We start from the raw sequence: 18,971 nt of genomic DNA on the forward strand, positions 1-18,971 counted from the left end.
CAACGCACTCAGGCAGGGTCATCGGTATCAGTAACGCTGGAGGCACCCCGCTCGCTAGCCGCCAGCGGCGCGCTCTCCGGGGCAGTGGCATAGGCAACCGAGAGCCGGCGATACGAGCGCGTAAGCAAGGCCGCGAGCCCCAGCACGATCGACGCGATCCCGGACACCAGGAACACTAGCGCAATGCCGCGGGCGTCCCCCTCCCCGAGCAGCCACCCCCAAAACTGCCTCCCCGGCTGTGAGTTCATATAGGGAATGATCCAGAACTCGGCCAACGGCGCGATCATGAACGCGGTGATCGGAGCGGCCGCCGCCTCAAACGTCATCGCGAACCCGAAGACCCTCCCCTGGGTCGCATATGGAACCACTTTCTGGATCACGGTCTGCTCCGCGGCCTCGACTGCCGGGATGATCATCATGAAGATCCAGATGCCCACCGCGTAGAGCCACCACCACTCGCGAATGGTGAACGTCGCACCGAGTACGCCGGTGCACGCCACCAGGATCAGCATGGTGCGGATCGGGTTCTTACCCAGCCCGAACTTGGCCACCATCCCGCCGCCGATCAGGAAACCGGTCGCCGTCACTCCCAGCACCACACCCCAGATCTCCACGGGGAAGATCGTCAGGCCGTACGGGTCCATGAGCGCCATGAACACCCCACCCGTCAGGTTATTGAAGGTGGTGAACAGGATCAGCGCGAACAAACCCTGGGTCGCGCGGACTGCCGCAATGCCGGCACGCAGCTCGGCGAAACTTTCGCGCTCCTGAGCACGAACTATCCGAGGCTCGGGAATCCTGAGGACAAGCAAGTGCACCAGCACCGCACCACATGCCACCAGCGCAATGATGATCGTCCCGCCCATGCCCAGCATCCCGATGGCAAATCCGCTGAAGACGGAAGTGATCATGAACGCGAGCCCCTGCACGGTTCCGACCAGGCCGTTGGCATTAGCCCGGCGGTCCGTCGGCACCAATAGCGTCACGGTGGTGGACAGGGCGATGTTGCGCAGCTGTTCGATGACGGCGCCGATGAGCACCACGAGGGCAAAGAGCCAGAACCAGATCCCTGTCAGGCTCAGCAACGCGTCTTCCGGAACCAGCAGGAACATCAGTCCCGCCAGCCCAAAGCAGACCACGGTGAACAGCGTAGAGCCCACCATCACCACGTGTTTGCGGTAGCGGTCCACCAGCACGCCGAAGAACAGGCCGAACAATGCAACGAGCAGCATGTAGGCGCCGCCGATGAGACCGGTGGCCAGCACGGAACGGGTTTCCAGGTACACCCAGAAGGTCAAGGCGAACCAGAGAAAGCTGGTGATCACGTTGGCAAGGGCCGTATTGACCAGCACATGCATGAACGTGCGGTGCCCAGCTTCCGGTGGCGTCGCATTGGTAACGGCTTGCCTGTCCGCCGTTTCAAGGTCCGCGGAGGAGGGATCTTCCTGCGGCATGCTCCAAGCGTAGAACCGATGCAAAGCCGTTGAAAGAGCGACGGCGGATATCCATGGAACCTTGAGCCGCCGCTCTATTCGTTTGTCCCACTGACAACTTGCTTATCGAAGGTCGAGCCGCATGAGGACACGGGGGAACCCGTTCAGCACCGAGTCGGTGTCGGCTGCCTTGATGAACCCAGCCCGCTCGAAGAGCTTGCGCGTTCCTACGTATGCCATGGTGAGGTCCACCTTCTGACCTTGGTTGTCGACCGGATATCCCTCGATCGCAGGAGCGCCTTGCCCGCGCGCAAATTCGACGGCACCGGTAAGCAGATGGTGCGAGATGCCCTTGCCACGGTGCCCCGGCCGCACTCGGATGCACCACACCGACCAAACGTCGACGTCGTCGACATACGGAATCTTCCGGTTGCGTGCAAAGCTCGTGTCCGCGCGAGGATGCACGGCTGCCCAGCCGACCGCCTCATCCCCTTCATAAGCGAGCACACCAGGCGCCGGCTCCTGCCGGCACAGGTGTTCCATAAGCTGGCCGCGTTCCTGCCCTCGCAGCACCATGTTGTCCTTGGATGAAATTCGATAGCTCAGACAGCAGCACACATTGGCCTCCGGCCGCTTGGGTCCGAGCATCGTCTTCACGTCGTTAAACTCCGTAGCCGCACGTACCTCGATCACCATGCATTCACACTGACATCAACGCCTCGTGCTGACAATGGCCGCTGAATTCGGCCGTGGGGCTGGGTCCCCCCTGTGGCTGCCCTGCTGACCGAGTCTCCCGGCGGACCGACGGTCACGTGCTGTTTATCAGCGGTGCCTAGTAGGCAATCGCAGCAGTGTGACAGCGGCGCCAGCCACTAGAGGGCGGCGCCGATCACCATTCCCGCCGCTGATATCAGGAACGGACCGGCCTGGGCGGGGATCCCGACCCAGCCAGCCAGCATTGCTCCGGGACCAACCATGTTGGGTCCGGCTACTGCCCCTACTGTTATCGCCCAGTGACCAGATATCTGTTCCGGCAGCCCGAGTTGGACATTGCAGCCGTACGGGAACTGCTGGAGTGGGTGCCCCTGCTGCGCTCAGTTTACGACGCGCCAGACGAGGAGGCGCGCTGCAGAGCGGTCAACACCCTATTGGACCAGGGGGTTCGGCGGGTCTTTCTGACCACCCACGACGGTATGCTCCCGCACATGCATTTCGCCGATACCGGTGACAGTGTGGTTGAACGCCTGCGCGCGATGACTGTCGGAGGGCTGGCCATTTTCATAACGGAGGCAGGAGGCGCCCGTCTCGGCGGCTGCGCGAGGAAAGAATGCCGGCAGGTTTTCGCGGACACCACCCGAGGTGGCCGCCGCGCCTACTGCTCGGCGCGGTGCGGCAAAAAAGACGCCGTAGAGCGCTACCGCGGCCGGCAAGGCGCCCTGCAACACCGCTCCCGCTAATTGATCAGGTTACCAGGGACGAACACCGCTAACGGCGCAAACTGTCAGGCCGTGAATTCTCTGCCGGAAGACCGCGGCTTCCGGAGCAGGGCGGTGAGACCACCCGCGGCGCAGAGGCTGGCGGCCAGTGCCGATAGGAATACCGGGCTCAGGACATCCTGGCCCAGCCCAAACCCGGCAGATCCTAGCGCTTGGCCTGTGGCCAAAGCGATGAAGAGCACGGACGTGCCCGCCCCGGCGTTGCTGGGCCAGACGTGGCGCGCCCAGAGGATAAGCACCCCTGACAGGCCCATGTAGCCAGCACCGAAAAGAGCCATGCTGGTGTAGGCCGTCCACGCACTTCCTGCTGCCACGGTCACCGCTACTCCAGCGGCTGCCAGGGACAGGACTCCCGCGCAGAAGCACCATCCGCCCGGCGTACCCGTGTGTTGGACCAGCGTTCCTGTGAGGGTGCCCAGGATTCCGCCCAGTCCCAAGGCGATCCACAGCCATCCGACCCGCTCGGAAGTCACGGAACCGGCGTCGGTGATCAGTAACGGCCCGAACGTCCAGATCAAGGATGAACCGGCACCTGCGATCACCGCCGCGATGCCCGGGACGACGAGAAACCGCCACGGACCCCAAGCTGGTTCAGACGATGGCCCAGGGGTCCGGCGGCGGGAGGCGGCGAGACCGGCGCGTGCCCGGACGGGGTACCGGGCCGCCACCGCCGTCCCTGCACACAACAGCGCCATGAATACCCACGCCAATCCGATCGAAGCGGCCGTCGAGGCCACTATGCCGGCTCCGATCACGCCCACAGCCGTTCCGGAGTTCACTACCGACTGCGCGGTCGCGGTGGCGTGAGGGGAAATGACCGCGTCTATGACCGGCACCAGTGCAGGAGAGGCGAAGCCGCCTCCCATGCCGCCGATGAAAACCGCGACGACGAACGCCCCCGGAGTCGAGGCAACGGCCACGCCCATGCATCCCACGGCCGCAGTGGCACCGGCGAGCACCAGACCGGCACGGGGGCGCCGATCAACAAACCGGGCGGCCAGCACGGCGGCCAGCGAATAGGAGGTGAACTGTGCAGCCGCTGCCCAGCCGAGGACCCCCGCGAGGTCTGGCCGTTGCGTGGTCAGGTGCGGGGCAAAGAGGCCGACCCCGAACCGGGCCATCCCATATGTGGAAGCGATCAGCAGCATTCCCGCCACCGCCGCCCATAGGCCGGCCCTGGTTCGGCGGTCCACGCGATTTCCTAACATTGCCGCACCTCCCCTGCATAACGATCGTTATGCCATAACCAACGTTATGCTAAAGGTATGGCCGAGGATACCCGCACCCGCATCATTGATGCTGCCGAGACGTTGTTCTTCCAGGAAGGCATCGCAGTTACGGGCGTGGACCGGGTCGCCGCAACAGCCGGCGTGGCGATCGTGACGCTCTATAAGCATTTCGGTTCCAAGGACAATCTCCTCCGCGAGGTTCTCTCCCGCCGGCTGGAGAACTGGACTAGGCACTGGGATGAGGCGATAGCTGCCGCCACGTCCCCGGAAGGGCGCTTGCTGGCGGTCTTCGACGCCACCAATTCCTTCCGCGCTTCAGCCGCGCCGACCCAGTGGTGCTGCTTCCTGGCCACAGCCTCCGAAAGGCCTGCCCCGGAGAAGGGGCAGACCGATCCGGTGTTTGAACTGATTCGCCAGGACACACAGATGATCAACGAGCGGCTGTCGCGATTGGCCCGCGAGGCCCAGTGCCAGGATCCGGGCGCCACGGCCGCGGTGCTGTTGCTCCTCTACAACGGGGTTTTCAGCAGTCTTCTGCGAGGCGCACCTTCCGAGCCAATCGCGCATGCCCGCAACGCTGCGCGATCGATCATCGCGTCTCATGCCGGGCAGCTTCCACCCGCCCAGTTATAAGAAGCTGCCGCCACTTCCTGACCGGTGTGCGGGCCTGGACTGTCCAGCGGTCATGTGACCAAGCTCCGTGGATAAGGCGCCGGCGATGATGATGGAATCAGCCCCGGCAATGAGCGCCTCGGTCACCTTTGCACGCATCTCGTGCAAGCCGCCAGTTTCCTAAACACCCACGAAGACGGTGCTCGTGCAGTAGACCATGGCCCAAGAATCCGCAGTAGGAGTCTCTCGTCAACGGGTCCGCAGCCCACACCCATAACTCCTTCGCGAAGGGAGGCGCCTGCCACGGCAACCGCCAATAACGGTGCATATGATGGCCGCCATAGCACGTGGAAATGCTCGGTCAGATTGCGAGGCATTTCCTGCCCGGCCATATCGTTAGATCCCGAGCCCCCCTTCTGCAGCGCGGCATCAAAGAACGGGCGGTCGATGGCATGGTCCTGCATGCCGATCCCACATAGTTGAACATGTCAGTGCTGGGGGCCGTTTGACAGTGCCGACGGATACTCCGCCCGCTTGGGCTTGGCCGCCCTTACCGGTTTCGCGGTGCGGCTGTAACCAGACGCGCCAGGTCCGTGCCGGGAGCGGTGAGCCGATCCACGGTGTCGAAGACGACCTGTTGCATGGCCGCGGCCGCGGCTGAGGGTTCGACGTCGCTGCGTCGGGCCAGGTTGACGGTTCGGGTCAGTTGCGGGCTTACCAGGCGGGTGCTGTCCAACGTGGGTCGGCCGATGACTACCATCGCCGGGACCACGGCCACTCCCAGTCCTCGCTCAGCGAATCGGAGCACCGCGTCCATCTCGGCGCCCTCGACGGCGATCGTCGGGGTGAGTCCGCTGGCGGAAAATGCGGCGTCTGTGGCCACGCGCAGGTCGTAGCTGCGGTTGAACGCAACCTGGGGGATCTGCGCCAGTTCCGCCAAGGTGAGCTCGGTCGGGGCCGGGTCTTGGCACCGTTGCTCCTTCGCCTGTCTTGGCAGCGGGGAGCCTGCGGCCGAGATCACTACCAGTTCTTCGGAAAGCAGGGGAATCAGTTCGGTGCCGGCTACGGATGGTTCCGTCCCGCGGGTGACCATGAGGGCCAGATCCAGCGCGTTCTCATTCAGCGCGTCCACCAGGGTGCGTGAGCCGGCCTCCGTGATGTGCAGGTCCACCCCGGGGTGCGCGGCCCGGAAAGCCGCGAGGACGTCGGCGACTAGTGAGACGCACAGGGTCGGCGGAGCACCGAGCCGGACGTGGCCGCGGCGCAGCCCGGCCAGTTCGTCCATCTGCTCGCGGGCCGCGCGCGCGTCAGCGAGCATCCGTCGGGCGATGGGCAACAAAATTTCGCCTGCGTCGGTCAGCGTCACTCCGGCCGGCCCGCGGCGGAATAGTTTTGCACCCAGGTTGGCTTCCAGCGCGGCGATCTGCCGGCTCAGGGACGGTTGGGCGAGGAAGAGTTCTTCGGCAGCGCGGGTGAAGTGGCCCATCCGGGCCACGGCCTCGAAGGAAGATAACTGGTCGAGTTTCATCATAGCCTTTTCGCATGGGTACAAGGTGAATAATGCATTGGACTCATGATAAAGGCCTTCCTAGCATGGTGGATATGAGCACATACGCTTCCGAACGCCTGATGTCCACTTCCGTCCTCGTCATCGGTACCGGTGGTGCTGGGCTACGCGCCTCGATCGAACTGGCCCAGCGCGGCGTCCAGGTGTTGGCGGTGGGCAAGCGGCGCAAGCACGACGCGCACACCACCCTTGCCGCCGGCGGCATCAACGCCGCGCTGGGCACCATGGATGCCGAGGACAGCTGGCAGCAGCACGCCGCCGACACCCTGCGCGAGTCCTATTTCCTTGCCGACCCGGCCATCGTCGAGACGGTGGCGCGCAACGCGGCCGGCGGTATCGAGGACCTGGAGAAGTGGGGCATGCCTTTCGCACGGGAAAAGGACGGCCGGATTTCCCAGCGCTACTTCGGTGCCCATAAGTACCGCCGTACCGCCTATGCCGGTGACTACACGGGACTGGAAATCCAGCGCACTCTGATGCGCCGCGCGGCCGAACTGGACGTGCAGATCATCGACAGCATCTACATCACCCGCCTCTTGGTGGCCGACCATACCGTCTTCGGTGCCTACGGATTCGACATCGTGGACGGCACGCCCGTGCAGATCCATGCCGATGCGGTGATCCTGGCCGCTGGCGGACACACCCGCATCTGGCGGCACACCTCCTCCCGGCGGGATGAGAACACCGGGGACTCCTTCCGCCTTGCCGCTCTGGCCGGCGCCCGGATCCGGGACGCCGAGCTGGTCCAGTTCCACCCCTCAGGACTGCTGGAACCGGACGACGCCGCCGGCACCCTCGTCTCCGAGGCAGCGCGTGGCGAAGGCGGCATCCTCACCAATGCGCTCGGTGAGCGCTACATGGAACGCTACGATCCGGAGCGCATGGAGCTCTCCACCCGCGACCGGGTTGCCCTGGCCGGGTACACCGAGATCGCCGCGGGCCGGGGAACCGAGAAGGGCGGCGTCTACCTGGACGTATCCCACCTGCCCCGGGAAGTCATCCTGCAGAAACTGCCGCGCGTCTACCGCACCCTGATCGACCTGCAGATGCTGGACATCACCACAACGAAGATGGAGATCTCTCCGACCGCCCACTACTCCATGGGCGGAGTCTGGGTAGCCCCGGAAGACCACGGCACGGGCGTGGACGGGCTGTACGCGATCGGTGAAGCTTCCTCCGGGCTGCACGGCGCCAACCGCCTGGGCGGGAACTCGCTAATAGAGCTGCTCGTCTACGGACGCATCACCGGCGAGCACGCCGCCGAATACGTCACCTCCCGCACCGCTGTCCGCCGCGATCCGGCCGCGGTCGGGCTGGCCCGCGCCGAAATGCAGTCCCTGCTCAGTGAGCACGGAACCGAATCAGCCCGGCGACTGCAGCGTGAAGTGCGCGACCTCATGACCGAGCACGCCGGCGTCGTACGCACTGGACAGGGACTGCAGGAAGGCCTGCACAAACTGGCCGCCCTCGAAGAGCGCGCCCGGCACGTCACCGCGCATCCGGACATCGCCGGGTTCGACGACCTTGCCCACGCCTACGACCTCCTGGGCTCACTCCTCGCGGCCCGCGCCACCCTCGAATGTGCCCTCCAGCGGCGTGAAACGCGGGGCTGCCACAACCGTGCGGACTTCCCCCAAACGGATCCGGCGCTGCAGGGCAACTTCGTCTGGTCACCGGCTGAAGGGGTCAGCTTCGAGGCCCTGACCCCGGCCCCGGACTCCTTCCGGGACCTGGCCGAAGCAGTCGCTGACGATTCGGTAGCCGGCAAGCTCGTCGAGTGACCCTTACAACCACACGTCAATCCACACGCTGAAAGCCAAGGCGTACTGGCGGGTTCGGTGAATTCTTCAGCCCGAGCCCGGTGGGCGATGAACTTAGAGGAAGGCCGCGAGCGTCACGGCCGCGTTTAGAGGAGTTGCAGTCTTTTGGAGTCTTAGTTTATGAATACTGAATGGATATAGATCCGCGCCGGCTCCGCGTGCTTCTGGCGATTGCGCGTACGGGCGGTGTGCTGGCCGCCGCTGATGAACTGCGGATTACGCCTTCGGCCGTCTCCCAGCAGCTCAACAAGTTGGAAGACGAGACGAAACACGCCTTGGTCGTGCGGACACCAAAGGGCTCGGTGCTGACGCCTGCCGGGCTGGCGATAGCGGAGGCTGCCGAGGAGATCGAGCGTGCTCTCAACGTCGCACGCGCCCGGATGGAAGGCGGGGCAGAGCTCGCAGGAATCGTGCGCGTGGGCGGATTTACCAGCTTCCTCCGGACAATAGTGATCCCTCACCTGCCCGAATGGCGTGTCCAATACCCCCAACTGCAGATCAGGATCTTTGAGGACGACCTCCCGGCGTTAATCCGAATGCTCCGTCAGCGCGAGCTCGATGCCGTGGTGGTCGAGTTGGACTCAGCGACGGCGGCGCAACGCTCGCTACCCGCCGGAATGTCCGAGGAGCCGATGCTGGACGAGCCGTGGAAGCTAGTCGTTCCCTCCGAGGCCCTTATCGACACCGAGAACGTCGACCTTGCCCGGCTGCCGCTTCCGTGGATCGGCGTCGAACATTCAGCCGCCAACGCTTCAGTCATCGGCCGGCTCCACAGGTCAACAGGAGGCCAGGCAAAGACAGTCCATCAGTACCAGGAGACGCTGACCGCCCTCGCGCTGGTAGCCGCGGGAGAAGGAGTTGCCGTCGTCCCGGCCCTGGCGTTGAGCGGTGTCGTCCAGGACGGTGTCGACGTCCTGGATGTCCCCGGTCTCGGTACCCGACGCATCGTTCTGCGGCGGTTCGACCGGCGAAAGTCCGTCAACGGGCCAGTGGACACAGTCGCCCGCCTTCTTCGGGAATCGGTTGCTGCGTTCGACGCGCACGCGGTGGTCCAGAGGCCCTGAACTCCCGGCCGCGCCGACTGTCGATTGCCGTCCTGATCGTCCGTCCCGAAGAGCGCCGGGCTACCGGCTTGGTGCTGCCAAGGCGGCTACTGGCGCTCCAGGTCGGGAAGTTATGTCAGCACAGTCGCGGATCCGTGCGCCCGGGCTGGCAATGAGGCATGGCAAGAGCCAGTGACGGGCGCGGCGGCAGCAAGTGGATTGTTGACGGCGACCACGTCCAGGACGGCGGTGACCGGTGTGTGTCGATATGGCGCCTGTGTCGGACCGGGAGTCTCGGACACCATGAGGCCGGGGCGGCGGCGGAGGTATGCGGCAATACTGGCATAGAGGGCCAGGGCAGCCCAGGCGAAGTTGGACGCCGCACTCGGCCACGCCCCGTAGAGCACGCAAGCGCTCCCGCCCATCAAGCCGCCGGCCACGTTGAGAGCCGCATACCGACGTGACTCTGAGGTGACAGAACCCTTCCACAGCATGGCGTACGCCATGAAGGTTCCGACTGTCCCCAACCAGCCCAGAGCTGCCACCAACATTGCTTTTCCCTCTCCAACAAAAGTGTCTTTACGAGACCATAATCTCCACCCTTCCCCTTTAGAGCAATTGCATTATTCTGCAGGTAGGGTTTAGCAAAGCTAAACATGGAAGGCCGACTCGCGCCGACTTCAAAAAGACAGACTCAGGAAACCCTCCCAAGCACCCGGCACCATCGCATCCTCGCGCCATGCAGAAAGGCTTTTCACGCGCGATATCAACGTCGGGCTCCCGTCCTGATCAGTTGCGGCGCCCGCGGGCAACCGCTGCCGATAACGGCGCATTTCCCCTGCGCTTACATGGAGCCAAACGGGATGATCAGCGCCTTCCGGAAAGACGGAGGCCAAGTAGACCCAACCCCGAAATACAAACAACCTGACCCCTTTGCGGAGCCGCAATCTGCGGTATTTCTTGTCCCGCGGGATCGGCCTCGGAAACTCGGGCCGGAACGGGCAATTCGCCTGGCGTGCGCGTTTCCAAGGGCGATTCAAACGCCGGTAACGGCGCCCAGGTGAAGGTCTCTCCATTCCGTTGCCGACGCTATGGGCCGTGGGAAGCGCCTTGAGGCCTTCCTAGGAAGACAGGCATGTCATACAGGTCCCGGATGTGCGAAATGGCTCGGAGTCAGGCCGCCCCTAGCCAACTCACTTCGAGCCATTTCGTTGCCGCAGTTCCCAGGTGTCGCCACTCGGGCCGGGTTCCCGGCCGCCTTAACGAAGACGCTGCTGTCGGACCCGGATACCGTTCCGATCCGCGTCCAACGCACTAAGCATGGCTCATCCTTTGAGCGTTTGACGACGCAGGACGCACCCCAGATCCCTGTTACCGGGGAGCACCGGCAGCGGCTGGGACGAGCCCGTGGTGCTGTGCTGCCGTTAGCGGGCCTCGCCCATCCTTACGCTCCAACCCACCGCCCGAGCCGACATGGGTGACGGGTCAACATTTTTCCAAGAACGGCATGACACAACGGGTGAGCATGCTTTCGGTTGTGAAGTTCGTGCGTGCTTGAGAGAAAGGGCCGTGGCCATGGGGGAGACGGGACTGTTGAATTTTCTGCGTGTTGGTGGGCGTAAAGCGTCTGCCGCTTCCGCTGCCCGTACTGCGGCGCCGGGCGCGGCGGTGATGGATCTTTACATCAACGAAGGCCTCAGGGCGATGGTGGACGGATCCCTGGTCTACCACCGCGGGTTCGGCGACCGCCCCACGGCAGTCAACGACCCGGATCCCAGCCTCATGGCCGCACCCCGGGTCTTCACCGCGGCTGGCCGCCTGGTCCGGAGCCGCACCTATCCATTGAACCGGCCGCTGCCGCGCTCCGGCCGGCCCGCGCCGCAGCGTACCGATCCCCAGGCAGACGGCTATTACCTGCCCCGCCGGGCCCACTGGGCGAGCTATTTTCCGGACCGGACCATCATCGCCGAGACCGGCAGCACCGTCCGGCTGCGGATCCATAACCGGCTGTCCCAGGTTCATGAGCTGGTCATCCACGGTGCCGGACCGAACCGGACCGACGTGGCCAGCGGCCCGATCAGGCCCGGGGCTACCGGATCCCTGGTCCTGAAGAACCCCGTCCCGGGCACTTACCTGTACACCGATCCGACGAACGCGCCGGTGGAACGGGCCCTGGGGCTGTTCGGCGCACTGGTCGTCATCGACCCGGCCCATGCCTGGCGGCTGGCCCCCGGAGGCGCCGAATTCGAGCGGCAATGGCTGTGGATCTGCCACGACGTCGTGCCCGAATGGGCTGCGGCCGCTTCCCGCGGCGGCACGGTCACCGGCACGGGTACCGATATCGCGCCGCGCTACTTCACCCTGAACGATCTCTCCGGCTACCAGTCCCTGGCCATCAGCGAAGACCCCGAACTCAACGAAAAGCGCGAAGAAGACACCCTGCCCTCAGGCTTCCCAAGGCTGACCGACGTTCGCAACTTCAGCCAGTCCCCCGCAGCGGGGACGGTGCGCACCGGACAGTTGATCCGGATGCTCAACGCCGGCACCGTCGATCACCAGCTGCACTACCACGGCAACCATGTCTGGGTCGTCCGCGCGAACGGGCGGGACTTTCCCCGCATCAACGGCTCCGTCATGGCCGACGGCCACGTCAGCCTGCAGCACTGGGAAGACACGGTCTCACTCTTCCCCCTGGGACGCAAGGAAGCCATCCTGCCGATGGTCCGGCCGCCGGACGTCGTGGACGCGGTCTGGGACGCACGCGAGGAAGACTGGAAATACCCCATGCACTGCCACGCCGAGCCCTCCCAAACAGCTGCCGGCGGGCTCTACCCCGGCGGGCTCCTCGCGGACTGGGCCGGGCTGAAAAGTTCACCGAAAAGGGACTGGCATGCGGTGGCCTGCAGCGCGGAAATCATGCGGCGCTTTACCGAGGTTGCCGTGTAGGAAATTCGGCGCAGCGCCAAAGCGCTGCGGTTCCTGCTCCAGCGCCTCGGACCGAACTCGCGGGTCATTGCCTCCGACGTCACCGAAGGCTCCACGGGCAACGGTGAGCGGTTCGCGTTCCTCTATGACTCTGACCGGCTAGAGTGGTGCGGCCATTCCCTCGCCGCTCCCTTCGTGGCTGCAGCAGGCGATGAAGTGTTGGACGAAGGGCTCCTGGCCTCCTGAGCGGACCACCACGAGAGCTCCACGAGGTCGACGCGGCGGCGCAATTCCCGCCAGACGAGACCGTGCGGCTGTTGCCTGACCGAGGACTCGGGGGCGAGTGTTACACCGAGCCCGCACCTGACCATGGCGAGCTGGGAGTGGATGGAGTTGGCGTAGTGCTGGGCCTCGGGGCTGAAGCCTGCCAGACGGCATGCTGCGACGAGTTCGTCGTGATAATCCGGGGAGATGTGCCGCGGCAGCCAGACCCAGGGCCCGTCGTGGAACTCCGCCAGACTGACCGACTAGTGCAGCCATGACAAAACTGCGGAAGAGGGACTTAGTAAAAGAAGATCGGGAGCCAGTCGCGGTTGTGTGCGTGGACCAGTGCGAGGAACAGGACGAAGTCGAAGATCAAGTGCACGGACACGACATACGTTAACGACTTCGTGAGCTTGAACGTGTAGCCCTGCAGCAGCGCGAACGGGAATGTCAGTAACGGGCCCCAAGCCTGGTAGCCGATCTCCCACAGGAAGGACGAGAAGATCACGGCCTGCAGGATATTGGCGAGCCAATCCGGGAAGTGCCGCCGCAGCAGGGTGAAGGTGGTGCAGATAAAGAACAGCTCGTCCCAGATACCAACAGCGTTCACTCCGAGAAAGAGCCGCCAGAAGATAGTGGGGTCGGATGCGTCCGGCCAGTTCTGGTAGACGCCGGTGCTGATCAAGTACCCCGGGAGAATAAAGTAGCCGAGCGCAATAACACCGATAAGGTACAGCTTCGCGGCCAGCGGCCATTTACGGCCCGTGTTCACGGGAAATTTGATGATCCTCTCGCGGTAAACAAACCGCGACACCAGCCACGGAACGAGCACGGCCAAGGCGAGCGCACCGCCCATCAGTGCCATGTGCCCGATGCTCAAATCAGCGTTCAGCGGGACCAGGCTGATAATAACCATGCCCGCTGCGACGAGTGCGAGATGCATCAGGAATTCACGGTCGATCAACGCGGCCGCCACCAAGCTGATGCCGAGCAGGCTGTAACCAGCGGGGTCATTCTCTAGGCCGAAAAGCAGCACCCCGGATGCCGAGAGCAGGACCGCCGGCAGGAGCTTCCAACTGAGCGCGGTACGTGCCGCTTCGGTCGAGATCATTGCCACCCCACAAGCATGTCAGCGTCGCGCGTTACAGCGAAACCGTTTCGCACGGCCTCTTGGTATTTTGCCAAGCTGTACTAAGTATGCTTATTGTTTAGCGAACCTATAAGGAGGCAACATGATTGGTTTTATCATCGCTGGGCTCGTCATCGGAGTACTTGCACGTCTGATCAAGCCTGGGAAACAGCATCTGGGCATGCTCGCCACGCTGCTGCTGGGCCTGGCGGGTTCAGTCATTGGTGGCGTGATCGCGAACCTGCTTGGCACCGGCGACATCTTCGAGCTGAACATTCTTGGATTTGTCGTTGCCGTAATCGCAGCAGTGCTCCTGATCGGCGTAGCTGAAGGCATGGCCGGCCGCCGGAGCGTCCGCCGCTAGAGCACTTCGGATTAGAGATTGATGGCCGGTGGCCGGGTGCGATAGAGCACCCGGCCACCGGCATTGTCCGCCGGAGACGCCGGTTGACGGGTCTTTCGACGTCGTCGTCAACTACACTGTGTCTGCCGCCGCGGCGAACTGGGACATGTACAGCCGGTAGTACGCGCCCTGGGCTTCAAGCAGTGCTGCATGGTTTCCTTGTTCCACGATCTGCCCGTCCTCCATCACCAGGATGATGTCGGCGTCGCGGATCGTGGAGAGCCGGTGAGCGATCACGAAGCTGGTCCGGTCAGTGCGCAGGGCCGCCATGGCGTGCTGGACCAACAGCTCGGTCCGGGTGTCCACGGAGCTGGTGGCCTCGTCCAGAATCAGCAGCGACGGGTTGGCCAGGAAGGCGCGGGCGATCGTGATCAGCTGTTTCTCGCCGGCGCTGACATTGTTGCCATCTTCGTCGATTACGGTGTCGTAGCCGTCCGGCAACGCCCGCACAAAGCGGTCCACGTAGGTGGCCTTCGCCGCTTCGAGCACCTGCTCCTCCGTGGCGTCGAGGTTGCCGTAGCAGATGTTCTCCGCGATGGTGCCGCCGAACAGCCAGGCGTCCTGCAGCACCATGCCCACCTTGGAGCGCAGTTCGGCCCGGCTGAGCTGGGTGATGTCCACGTTGTCCAGAGTGATCCGGCCGGAGTTCAGCTCGTAGAAGCGCATCACCAGGTTCACCAACGTGGTCTTTCCGGCACCGGTAGGCCCCACGATCGCTACGGTTTCGCCGGGCTTCGCGGCGAAGGACAGGTCCTCGATCAGCGGTTTGTCCGGCGTGTAGCTGAAGCTGACGTGCTCGAATTCCACATGGCCGTCGGTCTTGGGCGGCAGCGATTTGGTGGCAGTGTCCGGGTCCTGCTCCTCGGCGTCGAGCAGTTCGAACACCCTCTCGGCGGAGGCCACGCCGGACTGCAGCATGTTGGCCATGCCGGCCATCTGGCTCAGCGGCTGGTTGAACTCACGGGAGTACTGGATGAACGCCGTCGCATCGCCCAGGGTCATGGAGCCGGACGCCACGCGCAGCCCGCCTACCACTGCGATCCCCACATAGGACAGGTACGAGATGAACTGCATGACGGGCATGATCATGCCCGAGACAAACTGCGCGCCGAAGGAGGCTTTGTAGAGTTCCTCGTTCTTCTCGTCGAACTGAGCCAGCGACTCTTTCTCCCGGCCGAAAACGCGCACCAGGTCATGCCCGCTGAAGGACTCCTCGATATGACCGTTCAGCTGCCCGGTGTTCTTCCACTGGGCGGCGAAGAGCTTCTGGCTTCGTGCACCGATCAGGCCGGCGCCCAGCGCGGAGAGCGGCAGCGCGATCAGGGCGATCACGGCCAACTGCCAGGAGACGATGAACATCATGACCGTGATGCCGATCAGGCTCAGCGCAGACATGACCAGCTGCGCGAAGGCCTGTTGCAGCGCCTGCTGGACGTTGTCGACGTCGTTAGTTACCCGGGAGAGCAGATCGCCGCGCTGGCGGGTATCGAAGTAGTTCAGCGGCAGCCGGTTCAGCTTGTCTTCCACGTCGCGGCGCAGGTTGTAGACCACGCGCATGACCACCTTGTTCAGCACGTAGCCCTGCAGCCACATAAAGAGCGAGGACACCACGTACATGCCCAGCACAATCGCAATCAGCCGGCCCAGCAGCTCGAAATCGATGCCGGCACCCGGCGTGATTTCCATGCCGGACAGCAGGTCCGCGAACTGGTCCTGCCCCTGCGCACGGAGCCCCGATATCACCTGTTCCTGGCTGGCGCCGGCCGGCAGGTTGCTACCGATGGCGCCGTTGAAAATCACGTCCATTGCGTTGCCGAGGACCCTCGGGGCAATGACATTAAGTACGACGGCGATGATCACCATCGCGAGCACCCCGGCAATAGCTGCCTTTTCCGGCTTCAGCAACCCGAAGAGCCGCTTGGCGGACGGCCAGAAATGCTTGGCCTTCTTCGCCGGCGTGCCGCCGAACATGTCGCCGTCGGCCTCGGTGGGCTGGAATTCCTCCTCGAGGACCTGAGCCTCGGCGTCCGCGGCCGCGCCGGGAGTGGGTGCCGCCACCGGATCGACGGCTGGCCCGTCGTCCTGCCGGATGTCCTTGTCCGTGCTCATGCCACCTCCTCCGCCTGGGTCTGCGAATCAACAATTTCCTGGTAGGTGGGCGAGGTTTCCAGCAGTTCCCCGTGGGTGCCGCGGGCGACGATCTGCCCGTGATCCATCACCAGGATCTGGTCCGCGTCAGTGATGGTGGTGACTCGCTGGGCCACGATGATCACTGTGGCGTCCTTGGTCTTGGCCTTCAGCGCCGCCCGCAGCCGCGCATCAGTGGCCACGTCCAGCGCCGAGAACGAGTCGTCGAACAGGTACACCTTGGGCTTGGCCACCAACGCCCGTGCGATGCAGAGCCGCTGGCGCTGTCCACCGGAAACGTTGGTGCCTCCCTGCGATACCGGCGAGTTCAACCCGTGCTCCTTGGCCAGCACGAAATCCGCGCCCTGGGCTACGGTGAGGGCTTCCCAGAGGTCGTCGTCGTGCGCTTGGGGGTTGCCGAACCGCAGATTGTGCGCGATGGTGCCGGAGAACAGGTACGGCCGCTGCGGCACCAGCGCCACGCGGTCCGTGATGTCCGGGCGCGCCATGCCGGTGATCGGCACACCGTCGAGCAGGACCTCCCCGCTGCCGACGTCGAAAAGCCGGGGCAGCATGGAAATCAGCGTGCTTTTGCCGGACCCGGTGCTGCCCACAATGGCGGTGGTCTGCCCTGGCCGGGCGGTGAAACTGACGTCGTTGAGCACGGGAGCTTCGGCGCCCGGATAGGCGAAGGATACGTTCCGGAACTCCACCACGCCGGCCTTGTCCACCGGCTGCAGCGGCTGCTCCGGCTCGTGGATGGAAGGCTTGACGCCGAGCACCTCGCCGATGCGCTCGGCACAGACCGAGGCGCGCGGAATCATCATCGCCATGAACGTACCCATCATGACCGCCACCAGGATCTGCAGCAGGTACTGAAGGAACGCGGTCAGTGCGCCCACCTGCATCTCCCCCGCGTCCACCCGCAGCCCGCCGAACCACAGCACGGCCGCCGTGGCCAGATGCAGGATCATCCCGATCGCCGGGAACATCAGCACAAACAGCGAGCCCACGGCCAGGGACACGTCCGTCAGTTCCCGGTTGGCCTTGCCGAAGCGTTTAGCCTCGAACGGCTCGCGGACAAAGGCGCGCACCACTCGGATGCCGGTGATCTGCTCGCGCAGCACCCCGTTAATGTTGTCAATCTTGGTCTGCATGGACCGGAACAGCGGCATCAGGCGCCAGACAAGGAAACCAACGACCACGAACAGTGCCGGCACGGATACCCACACCAGCCAGGAGAGCGCAAGGTCCTCGCGCAGCGCCATGATGATGCCACCGATGCACATGATGGGAGCCGCCACCATGAAGTTCAGGCCCATCAGCACCAGCATCTGGACCTGCTGCACATCGTTGGTGCCGCGGGTGATCAGGCTGGGCGCACCGAATCCGTTGACTTCCTGGGCCGAGAAGCCAGATACCTTGTGGAAGACGCCCTTGCGCACATCCCGGCCGACGGCCATGGCCGCTTTGGACCCGAACCAGACCGCGGCGATCGCCGTCGTTACTTGGACCAGGCTGACTCCAAGCATGACCATGCCGGTGTTCCAGATGTATTCGGTATCGCCGCGGGCCACGCCCTGGTCAATGATCTGGGCGTTCAGGCTAGGCAAGTAGAGGGCCGCGATGGTCGCCGCGAGCTGCAGGATGACCACCGCCAGGACCAGTGACAGGTAGGGCCGTATGTAGTGACGGACCAGTTTGATCAGCATGAAGCCTGTTCCTCGGGATCGTGAGTGATAAAGCCAGGATGCGGGAGTGCCGCGCAGGGACCGCAGTTGCCGTCCGGCGCCGCCAGAAAGGCCGCACCCTAGCGTATGCCCGCGATCGGGCAGTGTCTATCAGTCGAAAGGAGGATCTTCGGCGGGCAGGGACGCTCGGTCAGCTAGACGGATTCGGTCATCTCCTCCGGGACGGCAATGACATCCACCAGCGCACCGGAGCGCATGACTGTGACCGGGAAGGGCACACCGATGGCGTCTGAAAAGAGCAGCTTCTGCAGGCTTTCGGCGCTTGCCACCGGACGGCGGCCGGCGCTGACTACCAGATCGCCCTGCTTCAGGCCGGCTTTGGCGGCCGGCGAACCGGGAATGACCTCGACGACGCGCAGGGCGTGGCGCTGCCCGTTGCGCAGCTTGATGGTGGCCGGCAGTTGCAACGGGGTGCTGACCAGGCCAAGGTAGGCACGCCGGACGCGACCGTCGGTCAGCAGGGCGGAGATGATGCGGCGCGTAGTGGCGTTGATGGGGATGGCAAGGCCCAGACCAGCGCCGGCCACGGCCGTGCTGATGCCGACGACGTAGCCGCGGCTGTCGGCGAGCGCGCCGCCGGAGCTGCCCGGGTTGAGGGCCGCGTCCGTCTGGATGACGTCTTCGATCACCCGCCTGCTCCCGCCGGACCAGGCAGGCATCGAGCGGCCGAGTCCGCTCACCACCCCTGCGGACACGGAACCGCTCAGGCCCAGCGGGTTGCCGACCGCGATGACCAGCTGTCCCACCCGCAGCGCTTCGGCGTCGCCGAGCCGGGCAGGGGCCGGCGTGGCCGACAGGCCGCGGAGCACGGCCAGATCGGATAGCGGGTCGGCACCAATGATGTCGATGTCCGCGGCGCTTCCGTCCGCAAATACTGCCCGCCCTTCATTCGCGCGGGCGACCACATGCGCGTTGGTCAGCAGGTAACCGTCTTCGGTGAACACCACAGCCGAACCGGCACCCACCCGGACCGGACCGTTGCGGCCATGGCGCGCCATCTCGATGGCAGCCACATGCGGCGTAACGGATTCCGCCACACGGATGACGGTCCGCGAGTAGGCATCAAGCGGGTCTTCGGCGCCGGGGGCTGGACCGACGCCGGGTGTTGCGTTCACAGCGCACTTCCTCGAACTGTTGGTGATCTATTAAAACCACCTTGGGTCCGTGGTTGA

At 64.5% G+C, this 18,971-nt stretch carries 16 protein-coding genes; 6 read left to right on the forward strand and 10 right to left on the reverse strand.

Annotated features, from left to right (window positions below):
* Positions 1-8: 8 nt before the first annotated feature.
* Positions 9-1,454: an MFS transporter gene (locus J5251_RS02775; RefSeq protein WP_208575096.1), complete on the reverse strand. Its 1,446-nt coding sequence runs from the start codon at positions 1,452-1,454 to the stop codon at positions 9-11.
* Between the two features lie 102 nt (positions 1,455-1,556).
* Entirely contained in the window at positions 1,557-2,129 is a 573-nt protein-coding gene (locus J5251_RS02780) for a GNAT family N-acetyltransferase (RefSeq protein WP_208575097.1), read from the reverse strand.
* A gap of 317 nt (positions 2,130-2,446) precedes the next feature.
* On the opposite strand from J5251_RS02780, the gene J5251_RS02785 reads away from it, so the two are divergent.
* The gene (locus J5251_RS02785; protein WP_244250769.1) at positions 2,447-2,890 is read left to right on the forward strand and encodes a CGNR zinc finger domain-containing protein; all 444 of its coding nucleotides are present in this window, start codon (positions 2,447-2,449) and stop codon (positions 2,888-2,890) included.
* A gap of 44 nt (positions 2,891-2,934) precedes the next feature.
* Here the strand turns inward: J5251_RS02785 and J5251_RS02790 are convergent, their stop codons facing one another.
* The gene (locus tag J5251_RS02790) at positions 2,935-4,122 is read right to left on the reverse strand and encodes an MFS transporter (RefSeq protein WP_208575098.1); all 1,188 of its coding nucleotides are present in this window, start codon (positions 4,120-4,122) and stop codon (positions 2,935-2,937) included.
* Between the two features lie 72 nt (positions 4,123-4,194).
* On the opposite strand from J5251_RS02790, the gene J5251_RS02795 reads away from it, so the two are divergent.
* A complete protein-coding gene (locus J5251_RS02795) occupies positions 4,195-4,791 on the forward strand; it encodes a TetR/AcrR family transcriptional regulator (RefSeq protein ID WP_208575099.1) in 597 nt (198 codons plus the stop codon).
* A gap of 529 nt (positions 4,792-5,320) precedes the next feature.
* Here J5251_RS02795 and J5251_RS02800 read toward each other — a convergent pair.
* Positions 5,321-6,298, reverse strand: coding sequence for a LysR family transcriptional regulator (locus tag J5251_RS02800; RefSeq protein ID WP_208576027.1), 978 nt, complete (start codon positions 6,296-6,298; stop codon positions 5,321-5,323).
* 74 nt (positions 6,299-6,372) lie between these two features.
* Here J5251_RS02800 and J5251_RS02805 point away from each other — a divergent pair, with 74 nt between their 5' ends.
* Together J5251_RS02805 and J5251_RS02810 are read left to right on the forward strand one after the other, a co-directional pair.
* Positions 6,373-8,118 carry an L-aspartate oxidase gene (locus J5251_RS02805; protein WP_205676820.1) on the forward strand — a complete coding sequence of 582 codons (1,746 nt, stop codon included), beginning with the start codon at positions 6,373-6,375 and terminating at the stop codon, positions 8,116-8,118.
* 170 nt (positions 8,119-8,288) lie between these two features.
* Positions 8,289-9,221 (forward strand): LysR family transcriptional regulator, encoded by a 933-nt coding sequence (locus J5251_RS02810; protein WP_139005514.1) that lies wholly within the window; start codon positions 8,289-8,291, stop codon positions 9,219-9,221.
* A gap of 110 nt (positions 9,222-9,331) precedes the next feature.
* On the opposite strand, the gene J5251_RS02815 is transcribed toward J5251_RS02810, so the two are convergent.
* A complete protein-coding gene (locus J5251_RS02815; RefSeq protein ID WP_208575100.1) occupies positions 9,332-9,751 on the reverse strand; it encodes a hypothetical protein in 420 nt (139 codons plus the stop codon).
* A gap of 1,042 nt (positions 9,752-10,793) precedes the next feature.
* Between J5251_RS02815 and J5251_RS02820 the strand changes: the two genes are divergently transcribed.
* Entirely contained in the window at positions 10,794-12,146 is a 1,353-nt protein-coding gene (locus tag J5251_RS02820; RefSeq protein WP_208575101.1) for a multicopper oxidase domain-containing protein, read from the forward strand.
* Positions 12,147-12,268: 122 nt separating this feature from the next.
* Here the strand turns inward: J5251_RS02820 and J5251_RS02825 are convergent, their stop codons facing one another.
* Positions 12,269-12,643: a LysR substrate-binding domain-containing protein gene (locus J5251_RS02825; RefSeq protein WP_348272978.1), complete on the reverse strand. Its 375-nt coding sequence runs from the start codon at positions 12,641-12,643 to the stop codon at positions 12,269-12,271.
* A gap of 44 nt (positions 12,644-12,687) precedes the next feature.
* Positions 12,688-13,506, reverse strand: a complete 819-nt coding sequence (locus J5251_RS02830) for a CPBP family intramembrane glutamic endopeptidase (protein ID WP_208575102.1) — start codon at positions 13,504-13,506, stop codon at positions 12,688-12,690.
* 115 nt (positions 13,507-13,621) lie between these two features.
* On the opposite strand from J5251_RS02830, the gene J5251_RS02835 reads away from it, so the two are divergent.
* On the forward strand, positions 13,622-13,882 hold the full coding sequence (locus tag J5251_RS02835) for a GlsB/YeaQ/YmgE family stress response membrane protein (protein ID WP_139005522.1): 261 nt from the start codon (positions 13,622-13,624) through the stop codon (positions 13,880-13,882).
* A gap of 111 nt (positions 13,883-13,993) precedes the next feature.
* Here the strand turns inward: J5251_RS02835 and J5251_RS02840 are convergent, their stop codons facing one another.
* The 3 genes from J5251_RS02840 to J5251_RS02850 all read right to left on the reverse strand — a co-directional run bounded on the left by J5251_RS02840 (position 13,994) and on the right by J5251_RS02850 (position 18,914).
* Positions 13,994-15,892 (reverse strand): ABC transporter ATP-binding protein, encoded by a 1,899-nt coding sequence (locus tag J5251_RS02840; RefSeq protein ID WP_208576028.1) that lies wholly within the window; start codon positions 15,890-15,892, stop codon positions 13,994-13,996.
* Positions 15,893-16,026: 134 nt separating this feature from the next.
* Positions 16,027-17,760: an ABC transporter ATP-binding protein gene (locus J5251_RS02845; RefSeq protein WP_208575103.1), complete on the reverse strand. Its 1,734-nt coding sequence runs from the start codon at positions 17,758-17,760 to the stop codon at positions 16,027-16,029.
* A 173-nt stretch (positions 17,761-17,933) separates the two neighbouring features.
* Positions 17,934-18,914, reverse strand: coding sequence for a S1C family serine protease (locus tag J5251_RS02850; RefSeq protein ID WP_244250770.1), 981 nt, complete (start codon positions 18,912-18,914; stop codon positions 17,934-17,936).
* Between the last annotated feature and the right edge of the window lie 57 nt (positions 18,915-18,971).

This window comes from Arthrobacter crystallopoietes (assembly GCF_017603825.1).
Lineage (GTDB): Bacteria > Actinomycetota > Actinomycetes > Actinomycetales > Micrococcaceae > Crystallibacter > Crystallibacter crystallopoietes_B.